The organism is Caballeronia sp. ATUFL_M2_KS44 (assembly GCF_023630965.1).
GTDB classification, from domain to species: domain Bacteria; phylum Pseudomonadota; class Gammaproteobacteria; order Burkholderiales; family Burkholderiaceae; genus Caballeronia; species Caballeronia concitans.
This window is the reverse complement of sequence record NZ_JALQEA010000057.1, coordinates 418,028-432,046: the sequence shown is the minus strand read 5'-3', so window position 1 is coordinate 432,046 and position 14,019 is coordinate 418,028. Positions and strand designations below refer to the sequence as shown.

The 14,019-nt window shown below is 62.1% G+C and carries 11 protein-coding genes; 6 read left to right on the top strand and 5 right to left on the bottom strand.

All coding sequences use genetic code 11. From position 1 onward, the window contains the following. Positions 1-42: 42 nt before the first annotated feature. The 5 genes from NCR39_RS25665 to cyoA all read right to left on the bottom strand — a co-directional run bounded on the left by NCR39_RS25665 (position 43) and on the right by cyoA (position 4,597). Entirely contained in the window at positions 43-570 is a 528-nt protein-coding gene (locus NCR39_RS25665) for a 2,4'-dihydroxyacetophenone dioxygenase family protein (protein ID WP_250455096.1), read from the bottom strand. 188 nt (positions 571-758) lie between these two features. Continuing rightward, positions 759-1,091 (bottom strand): cytochrome o ubiquinol oxidase subunit IV, encoded by a 333-nt coding sequence (gene cyoD, locus NCR39_RS25660; protein WP_250455094.1) that lies wholly within the window; start codon positions 1,089-1,091, stop codon positions 759-761. Then, positions 1,091-1,696: a cytochrome o ubiquinol oxidase subunit III gene (gene cyoC / locus NCR39_RS25655; RefSeq protein ID WP_250455092.1), complete on the bottom strand. Its 606-nt coding sequence runs from the start codon at positions 1,694-1,696 to the stop codon at positions 1,091-1,093. Before cyoC ends, cyoD begins: the two co-directional genes overlap by 1 nt. Further along, positions 1,697-3,706 carry a cytochrome o ubiquinol oxidase subunit I gene (gene cyoB, locus NCR39_RS25650; RefSeq protein WP_250455089.1) on the bottom strand — a complete coding sequence of 670 codons (2,010 nt, stop codon included), beginning with the start codon at positions 3,704-3,706 and terminating at the stop codon, positions 1,697-1,699. A gap of 3 nt (positions 3,707-3,709) precedes the next feature. Continuing rightward, positions 3,710-4,597: a ubiquinol oxidase subunit II gene (gene cyoA / locus NCR39_RS25645; RefSeq protein ID WP_250455087.1), complete on the bottom strand. Its 888-nt coding sequence runs from the start codon at positions 4,595-4,597 to the stop codon at positions 3,710-3,712. On the opposite strand from cyoA, the gene NCR39_RS25640 reads away from it, so the two are divergent. From NCR39_RS25640 to narH, 6 genes are all read left to right on the top strand, one after another. Continuing rightward, entirely contained in the window at positions 4,564-4,845 is a 282-nt protein-coding gene (locus NCR39_RS25640; RefSeq protein ID WP_250455190.1) for a hypothetical protein, read from the top strand. The two genes, cyoA and NCR39_RS25640, sit on opposite strands and share 34 nt — an antisense overlap. A 218-nt stretch (positions 4,846-5,063) precedes the next feature. Continuing rightward, positions 5,064-5,753 carry a PA3715 family protein gene (locus tag NCR39_RS25635; protein ID WP_250455085.1) on the top strand — a complete coding sequence of 230 codons (690 nt, stop codon included), beginning with the start codon at positions 5,064-5,066 and terminating at the stop codon, positions 5,751-5,753. Positions 5,754-5,886: 133 nt separating this feature from the next. Then, positions 5,887-7,152 carry an MFS transporter gene (locus NCR39_RS25630; protein WP_250455083.1) on the top strand — a complete coding sequence of 422 codons (1,266 nt, stop codon included), beginning with the start codon at positions 5,887-5,889 and terminating at the stop codon, positions 7,150-7,152. 58 nt (positions 7,153-7,210) lie between these two features. After that, positions 7,211-8,596, top strand: coding sequence for a NarK family nitrate/nitrite MFS transporter (locus NCR39_RS25625; protein WP_250455081.1), 1,386 nt, complete (start codon positions 7,211-7,213; stop codon positions 8,594-8,596). A gap of 179 nt (positions 8,597-8,775) precedes the next feature. Continuing rightward, positions 8,776-12,468 carry a nitrate reductase subunit alpha gene (locus tag NCR39_RS25620; protein ID WP_250455079.1) on the top strand — a complete coding sequence of 1,231 codons (3,693 nt, stop codon included), beginning with the start codon at positions 8,776-8,778 and terminating at the stop codon, positions 12,466-12,468. Then, on the top strand, positions 12,465-14,009 hold the full coding sequence (gene narH, locus NCR39_RS25615; protein ID WP_250455077.1) for a nitrate reductase subunit beta: 1,545 nt from the start codon (positions 12,465-12,467) through the stop codon (positions 14,007-14,009). Before NCR39_RS25620 ends, narH begins: the two co-directional genes overlap by 4 nt. The last annotated feature ends 10 nt before the right edge of the window (positions 14,010-14,019 follow it).

Below are 14,019 nucleotides of genomic sequence, written 5' to 3'. Positions count from 1 at the left end.
CGGTGTGGTTTATCGAATGCTTTGGTTCGAGCCGGGCGGCGATTAACGGATGAACTGATCGACGAAATCCGCGCCCAGGCCGACCGCGTCGTAATGCTTGCGGCACATGTCCACCTTGGTGAACACGTCTTCGTAGCCGGTGTAGTTGCCGTAGGGATCGCAATAGAACATCACGCCGTTCACCTGGAAGTACGTGATCATCTCTTCGACGTCTTCCGGCACGTAGAGCGTGTGCGTTTCGCCGGGCGGCTCGAAGACATAGCTGCCTTCGGTCGCGACCCAGTCGTGTTCGAGATAGCGCCAGCGGCCCTTCAGCACCATGCCGTGCACCGCTTGCGGATGGCGATGCCGCGACAGCACGCCGGACTTGCGCACGCGCAGCAGGTTCATCCAGTAGCCGGTGGAGACGTTCAGGCACAGCGGACGGAACCACACGTTTTCGGCTTGCGGCACCCACTCGCGCTCGTCCGTGGGAATGGCGTTCCCGACGACGATTTCCTTCTGCGCTTCCTTGGGATTGGGATACTGATACGGCGTCATGGCGTCCGCCGTGGGTTTGGGCGCGGGCATCGCGTCTCCTTTGTCCATATTGTGGATTAATGAATCAAATTATGGACAAATGTTCGCGCCAGCTTTCGTGATTGTCAAGATTTGCAACAGTCAGGGAAAACGCGAACAAAAAAAGGCGGGTCCGAATCCGGACCCGCCTTTTTCGTGCCGATGAATCGGCTAAAGCGACTTGCTTAACGACTTGCTGCTTAACGCGCCATCATCAGCATGTGGACGTTATGCATGACCCACACCGTGCCGACGATGACCACGAGCGACATGATGATCGTGTAGGCAAACGACATGGCGTTCCAGCGTTGTTCCTTCGACGAGTTCACGTGCAGGAAGAACACCACGTGCACGACGACCTGAACCGCCGCCAGCACAGCCAGCCACACGAGCCCTTGCTCGCCCGACAGCTTGCCGGCGGTCACGAGCCAGAACGATGCCGCCGTGAGCACGACAGCCAGCACGAAGCCAATCAGATATCCGCCCACGGTGACGTGCGGAATATCGCTATGCGTTGTATGCGTATGTGCCATTAGACGACGCTCGCAAGGTAGACGAAGGAGAACACGCAGATCCAGACGATGTCGAGGAAGTGCCAGAAGAGGCTGAGGCAGGCGAGCCGGCGCAGTTCGCGTTCGCCCAGAGCCGGCTTCTTCATCATCTGCACGGCGAGCACGACGAGCCACACCATGCCGAGCGTGACGTGCAGGCCGTGCGTGCCGACGAGCGTGAAGAACGCCGACCAGAACGCGCTGCGCTGCGGACCCGCGCCTTCAGCCACGAGATGCGCGAATTCCTGCAGTTCGAAGCACAGGAAGCCCGCGCCCAGCAGAAACGTGACGGCCAGCCACAGCAGCACGCCGCCCTTCTTCTGGCGATGCGCGGAGATCATCGCGAAGCCGAACGTCAAGCTGCTCGTGAGCAGCAGGCCGGTTTCGATCCCGACATCGCCCAGTTTGAACAGGTCTTTCGCCGTGGGGCCGCCCGCGAACTGACCCGCAAACATCGCGAAAGTCGCGAAGAGGGAAGCGAACAGCAGGCAGTCGGTCATCAGGTACGACCAGAAGCCGAATACCGAATGCGACGGCTGGTGGTCGTGCTCGTGCGCGTGTTGCGCGGAAAGTGTCGATTGCGACATTTACAGAACCTCCAGTTCCATTTCGCGGCCCGCGCCTGCCTTGGCCGGGGCCTTCGGCGGACGGTTCCGCTCTTCGGTCGCCTTCACGGTGGCGGCGGGGATGATATAGCCAGCGTTTTCCGCGAAGCTGTAGCCGATGACGACCGCTGCCACGCCGATCAGACCGGCGATAGCCAGCCACCAGATGTGCCAGATCGCCGCGAAACCGAGAGCCAGCGCGAACACGCCGACCAGGAAGCCCGCGCTCGTGTTCGACGGCATATGGATGTCGCGCAGCGGACGCGTTTCCACGCGGCCCGTTTCCTTCGCGTTCGCGAAGTCGTCGAGCTCGCGAACGGCCGGAACGTGCGCGAAGTTATAGACCGGCGGCGGCGAGCTGATCGACCATTCGAGCGTGCGGCCATCCCACGGATCGCCCGTGACATCGCGATAAGCCGGCTGATTGCGGCGAATCACGCTCACCACGATCTGCGCGACCTGGAACACCACGCCCAGCGCGATGATGCCCACGCCGCACGCGGCGACGATCAGGTACGGCTGCCATGCGGGGTTGTCGTAGTGCTGCAGACGGCGCGTCATGCCCATGAAGCCGAGGATGTAGATCGGCACGAACGCGACGAAGAAGCCCACGAACCAGCAGATGAACGCGTTGCGGCCGAGCTTTTCGTCGAGCTTGAAGCCGAACACCTTCGGCCACCAGTACTGCACGCCCGCGAAGTAGCCGAACACCACGCCGCCGATGATCGCGTTATGGAAGTGAGCGATCAGGAACAGCGAGTTGTGCAGCACGAAGTCCGCGCCCGGAATGGCGAGCATCACGCCCGTCATGCCGCCCAGCGTGAAGGTGATGATGAAGCCGACGGTCCAGAGAACCGGCGTCGTGAACTGCACGCGGCCGCGGTACATCGTGAACAGCCAGTTGAAAATCTTCACGCCCGTGGGAATGGAGATGATCATGGTCATGATGCCGAAGAAGGCATTGACGTTCGCGCCCGAGCCCATCGTGAAGAAGTGGTGCGCCCACACGAGGAACGACAGAACCATGATGCAGCACGTTGCCCACACCATCGTCTTGTAGCCGAAGAGCGGCTTCTTCGAGAACGTCGACACGACTTCCGAGTAGATGCCGAACGCCGGCAGAACCAGGATGTAGACCTCGGGGTGACCCCAGGCCCAGATCAGGTTCAGATAGACCATCGGGTTGCCGCCGCCGTCATTCGTGAAGAAGTGCATGCCGAGATAACGGTCCAGGCCGAGCAGCGCGAGCGCGACGGTCAGGATCGGGAACGTCGCCATGATCAGGACGTTCGAGCAGAACGCCGTCCACGTGAACACGGGCAGCTTCATCCACGTCATGCCGGGTGCGCGCATCTTCACGATGGTCACGAAGAAGTTCACGCCGGTCAGAAGCGTGCCCACGCCGGACAACTGCAGCGCCCAGATGTAGTAATCCACGCCGACGCCCGGGCTGAACTGCGTCTCGGAGAGCGGCGGATACGCGAGCCAGCCGGTCGTCGAGAACTCGCCGATGAACAGCGACAGGTTGATCTGGATAGCGGCCATGGCCGTCATCCAGAACGAGAGCGAGTTGATGAACGGGAACGCGACGTCGCGCGCGCCGATCTGCAGCGGCACCACGAGGTTGAAGAACGCCACGAGCAGGGCCATCGCCATGAAGAAGATCATGATGGTGCCGTGCGCCGTGAAGATCTGGTCGAAGTGATGCGGCGGCAGATAGCCGGGCGCGTCCATCGCGAGCGCCTGCTGCGCGCGCATCATGACTGCGTCGGCGAAACCGCGCACGAGCATCAGCCCGGCGACGATCAGATACATGATGCCGATGCGCTTGTGGTCGGTCGACGTCAGGTACTCGCGCCAGAGCCAGCCCCATTTTCCGAACTTCGTGAGAGCGGCGACCGTACCGAGCGCAAGGATCGCCATGAGGACGGTCGCCCCCATGATGATCGGCTCGTGATACGGGATCGCCTCAAGCGTTAATTTGCCGAACATGGCTTACCCCTTGGTTACACAATTCGCACCAACGGCAACATTCCCGTTGTTGTACTTGCCGACGATGTTGTTGAAGAGCTTCGGATCGACGGTAGAGAAGTAGCGCACCGCCACTTTCTGGCTCGGACGCGAGACGCCTGCGTAGACGTTCATGTCGAGGCCTTCGGGCGCGGTCTTGACCTTCTGGACCCACGAATCGAAGTCGGCCTGCGACATGGCGAGCGCGCGGAACTTCATGTCGGAGAAGCCTGCGCCGCTATAGTTGGCCGAGATGCCCGCGTAGTCGCCCGCGTGATCGGCGAGCAGATGCAGTTGCGTCTGCATGCCGGCCATCGCGTAGATCTGGCCGCCGAGTTGCGGGATGAAGAACGAGTTCATCACCGAGTCCGACGTGATGCGGAAGTTGACCGGCGTGCCGACCGGGAACGCGAGCTGGTTGACCGAAGCGACGCCGAGATCCGGATAGATGAAGAGCCACTTCCAGTCGAGCGCCACGACTTCGACGTTGATGGGCTTCACGTTCTCGACGTTGATGGGCTTGTACGGGTCGAGCTCGTGCGAGGTCCGCCACGTCAGCATGCCGAGATACAGGATGATGGCCGCGGGAATGGCCCACACCACGACCTCGATGGCCGTCGAGTGCGCCCATTTCGGCGCGTAGGTCGCATTTTTGTTGGATGCGCGGTAGCGCCAGGCGAAGATCAGGGTGAGCAGGATCACCGGAACGACGACGAGGAGCATCGTGTAAGTCGCGGTGGCGATGAGCGAGCTTTCCGCTGCGCCGATCACGCCTTTCGAATCGAGCACCTCGAGTTTGCATCCCGAGAGACAGACACTGGCCAACAAACCCGATAACAATGGCGCTGCTAAACGGTGAGTATTTTCATTCATTGCATTCGCTGGTTTTTTGGATCGAAGCGTCCTGGGAAGAACGCCGTTTCACGGCGTTGCGCCGCGACGCGATGATGCCACGCGAGATTTATCGCGATATTGCGAAAGTATGGAATTTGGTCTCAAAAGACGCGATTGCGACGCTGTGTCGCGCACGTTTAATCGTCTCGAGAAGTCGTGTGAAAAACAGTGACTTTTGTGAACTCATTATTCTGCCGGGGACGCCCGCAGTTGGGGAGTGCGCATGAAACACACTCTTTGCGATGTATCAATTTTTTGCATCGGTGGAGAGTTCCATTGCATGTTCGTCAAATCATGTGGTGATGCCTTTTTCGAATGAGTTTGAGCCGTCAAAATGTGAAAACCGGAGCCGGGTCATTCTCGTGATTTATCCGGCTTTTCAATGACCAATATCAAAAAAATGAAAAAGAAGCTATTTATTGCGGCCGCCATTCTGGTAACGCCGATGCTTGCTCGCGCCGCTTGCGAGGACATGATGACGGCGTGGATGAACGAGCTGCATCCGGGCCGCTCCGTCGATACCGAACGCAGCGCGTGCAAGGCGTGGCCCGCGAATCCGCAATTGACGCTCGCGGCGATGACGCTGCCTCACGACGACGAATCCGGCGCGGTGGATCTGGAAGTGCTCGTCGCGGATAGCGCGTCGGGGACGATCGTCGCGCATCGGTATCAGCCGAACGCGATCACGGACGATGCAATCCGCTTCTCGGACATCGCGCTCGATACGGCGCGCTATCAGCTCACGCCGGCGATCCGCGCGTTCGGCGTGCGCGTGAGCCATGAGGGGGCGTCGCGTCCGAATCCGTATGGCGAGACGTCGCTGAGCCTTTACGTGCTCGAAGGCGACACGTTGCGGCCGGTGCTGGACTCGATCGCGGTCGATCACGCGACCGGCGAATGGAACATGCGATGCGAAGGCTCCTACGACTCGACCACGCGAACCATCGCGATGGGGCCCGCCGGCCGCGATGGCTACGCGTCGTTGAAGATCGCGGAGAAGACCGTGCATAGCGACACGCGCATGGTGAAAGACGAATGCGTCAGCAAGGAGGCCGCGCCGAAGCAGTCGAGTGTCATGCTCGAATACCGCAACGGGCGGTACAGCGTGCCGAAGAGCATGCAGGCCGGCAGCTAACCGCTAACCACGAGCGCGCCGCCTACTCCTTTCTGACTAGCGGCCAACCGTCGCGCTCCTCCGCCCGGCGGATAGTCGCTCAACCCGACGCTCCCTATCCTCGCGATGAATCTTTCATCACGAGGACAGGACGATGAGCGTCGTCAACTCACCCGCGGCATCGTCGGTCACGGCCGACACCACTGCCTGGCGCGTGCTTTCCGCGAGCACGTTCGCATTCACCATCTGCTTCGCGGTCTGGATGATGTTCGCGATTCTCGGCATTCCGCTCAAGCAGCAGCTTCATCTCAGCGACACCGAATTCGGCCTGATCGCCGCCACGCCCGTGCTGACGGGTTCGCTTGCGCGCGTGCCGCTCGGCATCTGGACCGATCGTCACGGCGGACGCATCGTCTTCTTCTGCACGATGGCCGTCACCATCGTGCCGATATGGCTCATCGCCTACGCGACCGAACTGTGGCAGTTCCTCGTGCTCGGACTTTTCGTCGGCATCGCGGGCGGATCGTTCTCGGTCGGAACGCCGTATGTCGCGCGATGGTTTCCGAAGGCGCGACAGGGCCTCGCGATGGGCGTCTTCGGCGCGGGCAACTCGGGCGCCGCGTTGAACAAGTTCGTCGCGCCGGCATTGATGCTCGCCGCCGGCACGTGGACCATCGTGCCGAAGGGCTATTGCATCGCGATGCTCGTCACCGCGATCCTGTTCTGGCTGCTGTCGGCGTCGAACCCGGCGCATCGGAACGCGAACGCGCAGAGCTTCGCCGCGCAACTGGCCGTGCTCAAGGACCGTCGCGTGTTGCGGTACGCGCAGTACTACTCGGTGGTGTTCGGCGGTTATGTCGGCCTGTCGCTGTGGATGCCGCAGTACTACGTGAATCATTACGGCTTTCGTATCGGGCAGGCCGCGTTTCTGGCCGCGTGCTTCTCGCTGCCGGGCGGCGTGCTGCGCGCGCTGGGCGGCTGGATGTCGGACCGCTTCGGCGCGTATCGCACGACATGGCTCGTCATGTGGGTGGCGCTCGCGTGCTTCTTCTTCCTGAGCTATCCCGTCACCGATTTCACGATCCACGCGGCGCACGGCCCGCGCACTTTCCATATCGCGATGGGACCGGTCGCCTACACGGTGCTCATGTTCGTCGTCGGCGTGGCGATGGCGGTCGGCAAGGCATCGGTGTTCAAGTTCATCTCCGACGACTTCTCGTCGAATATCGGCGCGGTATCGGGCGTTGTCGGACTCGCGGGCGGGCTTGCCGGTTTCATCTTGCCTATTCTGTTCGGCATCCTGATGGATATCACCGGCGTGCAGACCACCTGCTTCATGCTGATGTTCGGCGCAACCGCCGTCAGCCTCGTCTTCATGCACTTCACGTTTCAGGCGAAACGCATCGATCGCGCTGCCTGAAGCCATCAAAGGCGCGACGCGAACGGACGCGCCGCGCCGTCATCATCGAGCAAACATCATGTCACGTTATCTACTCACTCAATGGGAGCCTGAAAACACGGGCTTCTGGCGCGAGACCGGCGAAAGCGTCGCGCGCCGCAATCTGTGCATCTCCATTCCGGCGCTCATGCTGGCGTTCGCGGTGTGGTCGCTGTGGAGCGTCGTCGTCGTGAATCTCGACAAGGGCGGCTTCCACTTTTCGAAGGACCAGTTGTTCTGGCTCACGGCATTGCCCGCCGTATCCGGCGCGACGTTGCGCATCTTCTACTCGTTTCTCGTGCCGATCTTCGGCGGCCGGCGCTTCACTGCCTTCTCCACGGCGAGCTTGCTGATTCCCGCGCTCGGCATGGGCATCGCGCTGCGCGATCCATCGACCGGTTATCCGACGCTCCTCGCGCTCGCCTTGCTATGCGGGCTGGGCGGCGCGAACTTCAGTTCGTCGATGGCCAATATCAGCTTCTTCTTCCCGAAAGCGAAGAAGGGCTTCGCGACCGGCATGAATGCGGGCATCGGCAATCTTGGCGTCTCGGCGGTGCAGTTCGTCACGCCGCTCGTCATCGCGACAGCCATGTTCGGATCGCTCGGCGGCGCGGGGCAGACCTACGCGGCGCATGGCGTCGAACGCAGCATCTGGCTGCAGAACGCGGGCTTCGTGTGGGTGCCGTTCATCGTCGTGTCGGCGCTGGCCGCGTGGTTCGGCATGAACGATATCGCCGACGCCAAAGCCTCGTTTGCCGAGCAAGCCGTCATCTTCAAACGCAAGCACAACTGGCTGATGTGCCTGCTGTATATCGGCACGTTCGGATCGTTCATCGGCTTCTCGGCGGGGCTCGCGCTGCTGACGAAAGCGCAGTTTCCGTCCGTGAATCCGACGGCCTATGCGTTCCTCGGTCCGCTCGCGGGCGCGCTCACGCGGCCTGTCGGCGGCTGGATATCCGATCGCATCGGCGGCGCGCGCGTCACGTTGTGGACCTTCATCGCGATGATCGCGGCGGTAATCGGCGTGATCTTCTCGCTGCCGCACGACGGCGCAGGCGGTAGCTTCGCCGGCTTCCTCGCGATGTTCATCGTGCTGTTCGCGCTGACGGGCATCGGCAATGGATCGACGTTCCGCATGATCCCGGTCATCTTCCTCACGCAGAAGCAACGCGAATCGGCGCGCGGCACCGAAGCCGCGAAGAAGCAGGCGCTCCAGGAAGCGGGCAAGGAATCGGCGGCGGTGCTGGGCTTCGCGGGCGCGATCGGCGCATATGGCGGCTTCTTCATTCCGCGCAGCTTCGGCACGTCGATCAGCGCAACGGGATCGCCCGACATGGCGCTCTATTGCTTCATCGCGTTCTATGCGCTCTGCGCCGCCGTCACGTGGTGGTGCTACGCGCGCCGCAACGCGCCGATGCCCTGCTGATCGCGGATTACCACCAAAGGCGTAGGCCGCATGCCGTACGGCTACGCCTCATGAAACGCGTCAACCGCTCCTTTCGATGAATGGGCGCGCACGCGCCACGCTCCTACACTCGAATCCACATCATCAATCGCCGCGCGACGCGTGAAGAACGCACGCGGCCGACTAGCCCGGAGAATCGGATGAGTCACTTTCTGGACCGGCTGAAGTTCATGTCGCGGGTCAAGTCCACGTTTGCCGATGGACACGGCGCGGTCGTCGACGAAGACCGCAAGTGGGAAAACGCTTATCGCAGCCGCTGGCAGCACGACAAGATCGTGCGATCCACGCATGGCGTGAATTGCACGGGATCGTGCTCATGGAAGGTCTATGTCAAGAACGGCCTGATCACGTGGGAAACGCAGCAGACGGACTATCCGCGCACGCGCCCCGACTTGCCGAATCACGAACCGCGCGGCTGTCCGCGTGGCGCGTCGTATAGCTGGTATGTGTACTCGGCGCAGCGCGTGAAGTATCCGCTCATTCGCGGCAGGCTCATCGAGCTGTGGCGCGAGGCGCGCAAGACGCTCGATCCGGTCGCGGCGTGGGCGTCCATCTCCGAAGATCCGGCGAAGGCGAAGCGCTACAAGAGCGTGCGTGGACTGGGCGGCTTCGTGCGCGCGGATTGGGAAACCGCGACGGAGATCATCGCGGCGGCGAACGCGCATACCATCGGCAAGTACGGGCCGGATCGCGTGATCGGTTTCTCGCCGATTCCCGCGATGTCCATGGTCTCCTACGCTGCCGGCGCGCGCTATCTGAGCCTGATCGGCGGCGCGTGTCTCTCGTTCTATGACTGGTACTGCGACTTGCCGCCGGCATCGCCGCAAATCTGGGGCGAGCAGACGGACGTGCCCGAATCGGCGGACTGGTACAACTCGACGTATCTCATGGTCTGGGGCTCGAACGTGCCGCAGACGCGCACGCCGGACGCGCATTTCTACACCGAAGTGCGCTACAAGGGCACGAAGACGGTGGCGGTGTCGTCGGATTACGGCGAGATGGTGAAGTTCGGCGATATCTGGCTCGCGCCGAAGCAGGGCACCGATGCCGCGCTCGCCATGGCGATGGGTCACGTCGTGCTGAAGGAGTTCCACGCGAGCGGGAAGTCCGCGTACTTCCGCGCCTACGTGAAGCAGTACACCGACATGCCGATGCTCGTCCTGCTTCGCGAGCACGAAGGCGCGCTCGTGCCGGATCAGTTCCTGCGCGCATCGCAGTTGCAGGGCGGGCTCGACGAAACGAACAATCCGCAATGGAAGACGCTCGTCATCGATGAAACGAGCGGCGATATCGTCGCGCCGAACGGAACGATCGGTTTCCGTTGGGGCGAGCAGGCGCAAGCCGGCCGCTGGAATCTGGAGCAGCGGGAAGCGGGAACGGGCCGCGAGATCGACCCGCGCCTTTCGATGACCGGCGCGCACGACGATGTCGTCGACGTGAGCTTTCCGTACTTCTGCGGCGAGCACGATGCCTTGCTCGCGCGGCGCGTGCCGGTGAAGCGCATCACGCTCGCCGATGGATCGAGCGCGATGATCGCCACCGTCTACGACTTGCAGATGGCGAACTACGGCGTCGATCAGGGGCTCGGCGGGCCGAACGTGGCGGCATCGTTCGATGACGACGTGCCCTACACGCCGGCCTGGCAGGAAAAGCACACGACCGTGCCGCGTCATCTCGTCATTCAGGTGGCGCGCGAGTTCGCGGACAACGCGGACCGCACGCAAGGCAAGAGCATGGTGATCGTCGGCGCGGCGCTGAATCACTGGTATCACAACGACATGATCTATCGCGGCATCATCAATCTGCTGATGATGTGCGGATGTATCGGTCAAAGCGGCGGCGGCTGGGCGCATTACGTCGGCCAGGAAAAGCTGCGCCCGCAATTCGGATGGGCGCCGCTCGCGTTCGCGCTCGACTGGTCGCGCCCGCCGCGCCAGATGAACGGCACGTCGTTCTTCTACAACCACACGAGCCAGTGGCGTCACGAGAAGGTGAGCGTCGGCGAGATTCTCGGTCCGGGCGCGGATGCGTCGCGCTACGCGAATCTCTCGATGATCGACCTCAACGCGAAGTCCGAGCGCATGGGCTGGCTGCCGTCCGCGCCGCAACTGGGCGCGAATCCGCTCGATATCGTCGATGCCGCGAAGCGCGAAGGCCGCGAGCCGATTGAATACGCGGTCGAGCAACTGAAGTCCGGCGCGCTGAACTTCGCATGCGACGATCCCGACAATCCCGCGAATTTTCCGCGCAACATGTTCGTGTGGCGCTCGAACATTCTCGGCAGTTCGGGCAAGGGCCACGAATACTTCCTGAAGTATCTGCTCGGCACGCAGAACGCGCTTTTCGATGACGAATCGAACGCGATCAAGCCGGGCGAAGTGAAGGTGCGTCCAGCCGCCGAAGGCAAGCTCGATCTTCTGACCGTGCTCGATTTCCGCATGAGCACGACGTGTCTTTACGGCGATATCGTGCTGCCGAGCGCGACGTTCTACGAGAAGGACGACCTCAACACGTCGGACATGCATCCGTTCATTCATCCGTTGTCGGAAGCGGTGCAGCCGTTGTGGGAGAGCAAGACCGACTGGGAAATCTACAAGGCCATCGCGAAGAAGTTCGCGGAAATTGGCGGCAAGCATCTCGGCACGCGCACCGATCTCGTCACCACGCCGCTGATGCACGACACGCCCGGCGAACTCGGCCAGGCGTTCGAGCCGAAGGACTGGCGCGCGGGCGAATGCGACCTGATTCCGGGCAAGACCGCGCCGTCGATGACGCTCGTCGAACGCGACTACACCGCGATCCACGACAAGTTCACATCGGTGGGTCCGCTGCTGGAGAAGCTGGGCAACGGCGGCAAGGGCATCAACTGGAACACGGCGCACGAAGTGCGCGAACTCGCGACGCTGTCGGGCGAAAAGCAGGGCCGCCCGCGTCTCGACACCGCCGTCGATGCCGCCGAAATGATCCTCACGTTCGCGCCCGAAACCAACGGCCATGTGGCGGTGAAGGCGTGGGAAGCGTTGTCGAAGATCACGGGCCGCGACCATGCGCATCTCGCAGCCGGACGCGAGCACGACAAGATCCGCTTTCGCGACGTGCAGGCGCAACCGCGCAAGATCATTTCCGCGCCCACGTGGTCGGGCCTCGAATCCGAGGAAGTGAGCTACAACGCGGGCTATACCAACGTCCACGAACTGATTCCGTGGCGCACGCTCACCGGGCGTCAGCAGTTCTATCAGGATCATCGGTGGATGCTGGATTTCGGCGAAGGCTCGTGCGTCTACAAGCCCGCGATCGATACGAAGACCATCGGCCCGATGCTCGATGCGAAGCCGAACGGCGAGCATGAACTCGTGCTGAACTGGATCACGCCGCATCAGAAATGGGGCATTCATTCGACCTACACGGACAACCTGCGCATGCTCACGCTGTCGCGCGGCGGGCCGCACGTGTGGGTATCGGAGGCGGAAGCGAAAGAAGCCGGAATCGTCGATAACGACTGGGTCGAAGTGTTCAACACGAACGGCACGCTGACGGCGCGCGTGGTCGTGAGTCAGCGCGTGCCGCGCGGAATGTGCCTCATGTATCACGCGCAGGAGAAGATCATCAACGTGCCGGGCGCGGAAACGAGCGGCATGCGCGGCGGCATCCATAACTCGGTGACGCGCACGGTGCTGAAGCCCACGCACATGATCGGCGGATACGCGCAGCAGTCGTACGGCTTCAACTACTACGGCACCGTGGGCAGCAATCGCGACGAATACGTGATCGTGCGCAAGATGAAGAACGTGGACTGGCTCGAAGGCCCGCTCAAGGAAGGAGCAGCATCATGAAGATCCGCGCCCAGGTGGCGATGGTCCTGAATCTGGACAAGTGCATCGGCTGTCATACGTGCTCGGTCACGTGCAAGAACGTGTGGACGTCGCGCGACGGCGTCGAATATGCGTGGTTCAACAACGTCGAGACGAAGCCGGGCATCGGCTATCCGAAGGAATGGGAGAACCAGGAGAAGTGGAAGGGCGGCTGGGTGCGCAGAAACGACGGACGCATCGAGCCGCGTCAGGGCGGCAAGCTCAAAGTGCTCGCGAACATGTTCGCGAATCCGAACCTGCCCGCCATCGACGATTATTACGAGCCGTTCACCTACGACTACGCGCATCTGCAGAAAGCGCCGCTTTCCGAAACGCCGCCGACGGCGCGGCCCGTGTCGGCCATCACCGGCAAGAAGATGGACAAGATCCACTGGGGGCCGAACTGGGAAGACGATCTCGGCGGCGAGTTCGAATCGCGCAGCCGCGACATGCTCTTCGAGAACGTGCAGAAGGAGATGTACGCGAGCTTCGAGAACACGTTCATGATGTATCTGCCGCGCCTGTGCGAGCATTGCCTGAATCCGGCGTGCGTGGCGTCGTGTCCTTCCGGATCCGTGTACAAGCGCGAAGACGACGGCATCGTGCTCGTCGATCAGGACAAGTGCCGCGGCTGGCGCATGTGCATCTCCGGCTGCCCGTACAAGAAGATGTATTTCAACTGGAAGTCGGGCAAGGCGGAGAAGTGCGTGTTCTGCTATCCGCGCATCGAAGCGGGCCAGCCCACTGTTTGCTCGGAAACGTGCGTCGGGCGCATGCGCTATCTCGGCGTGATGCTGTACGACGCGGATCGCATCGAACAGGCGGCATCGGCCGAACGCACCACGGACCTGTATCAGTCGCAACTCGATCTATTCCTCGATCCGCGCGATCCGCACGTGCAGGCCGAAGCGCTGCGCCAGGGCATATCGCAAAGCTGGCTGGATGCCGCCGTGCGCTCGCCGGTGTATCGCATGGCGTGCGAATGGAAGATCGCGTTTCCGCTGCATCCCGAATATCGCACGCTGCCGATGGTCTGGTACGTGCCGCCGCTCTCGCCGATACAATCCGCCGCCGGCGCCGGTCACATCGGCATGAGCGGCATCATTCCCGATGTGAAGAGCCTGCGCATTCCCATGCGTTATCTCGCGAACCTGCTGACGGCGGGCGATGAAGCGCCCATCGAGTCCGCGCTCACGCGCATGCTGACGATGCGCGCCTACAAGCGCGCACAGACGGTTCACGGCATGCCCGACGATACGATTCTGCGCGATTCGGGCCTCATGGCGTCGCAAGTGGAAGCGATGTATCAGCTCATGGCGATCGCGAATTACGAAGATCGTTTCGTGGTGCCGTCATCGCACAAGGAAATGGCCGAAGACAGTTTCGACGAGAAGGGCAGTTGCGGCTTTTCGTTCGGCAACGGCTGTTCGTCGGGTGTATCGAACGGATCGCTGTTCGGCGCGCGCACGCAAGGCGAAGTTGCCTACGCGGACTTGCCTAAGCCGCGCAAGAAAGCCGTCTGACGGAGGAATC

Coding starts and splice junctions, on each gene's coding strand:
- NCR39_RS25630 (WP_250455083.1), top strand. CDS start 5,887: ATGAGCGTCGTCAACTCACCCGCGGCATCGTCGGTCACGGCCGACACC.
- NCR39_RS25665 (WP_250455096.1), bottom strand. CDS start 570: ATGCCCGCGCCCAAACCCACGGCGGACGCCATGACGCCGTATCAGTAT.
- cyoC (WP_250455092.1), bottom strand. CDS start 1,696: ATGTCGCAATCGACACTTTCCGCGCAACACGCGCACGAGCACGACCAC.
- narH (WP_250455077.1), top strand. CDS start 12,465: ATGAAGATCCGCGCCCAGGTGGCGATGGTCCTGAATCTGGACAAGTGC.
- cyoB (WP_250455089.1), bottom strand. CDS start 3,706: ATGTTCGGCAAATTAACGCTTGAGGCGATCCCGTATCACGAGCCGATC.
- NCR39_RS25620 (WP_250455079.1), top strand. CDS start 8,776: ATGAGTCACTTTCTGGACCGGCTGAAGTTCATGTCGCGGGTCAAGTCC.
- NCR39_RS25640 (WP_250455190.1), top strand. CDS start 4,564: ATGGCGCTGCTAAACGGTGAGTATTTTCATTCATTGCATTCGCTGGTT.
- NCR39_RS25635 (WP_250455085.1), top strand. CDS start 5,064: ATGCTTGCTCGCGCCGCTTGCGAGGACATGATGACGGCGTGGATGAAC.
- cyoA (WP_250455087.1), bottom strand. CDS start 4,597: ATGAATGAAAATACTCACCGTTTAGCAGCGCCATTGTTATCGGGTTTG.
- cyoD (WP_250455094.1), bottom strand. CDS start 1,091: ATGGCACATACGCATACAACGCATAGCGATATTCCGCACGTCACCGTG.
- NCR39_RS25625 (WP_250455081.1), top strand. CDS start 7,211: ATGTCACGTTATCTACTCACTCAATGGGAGCCTGAAAACACGGGCTTC.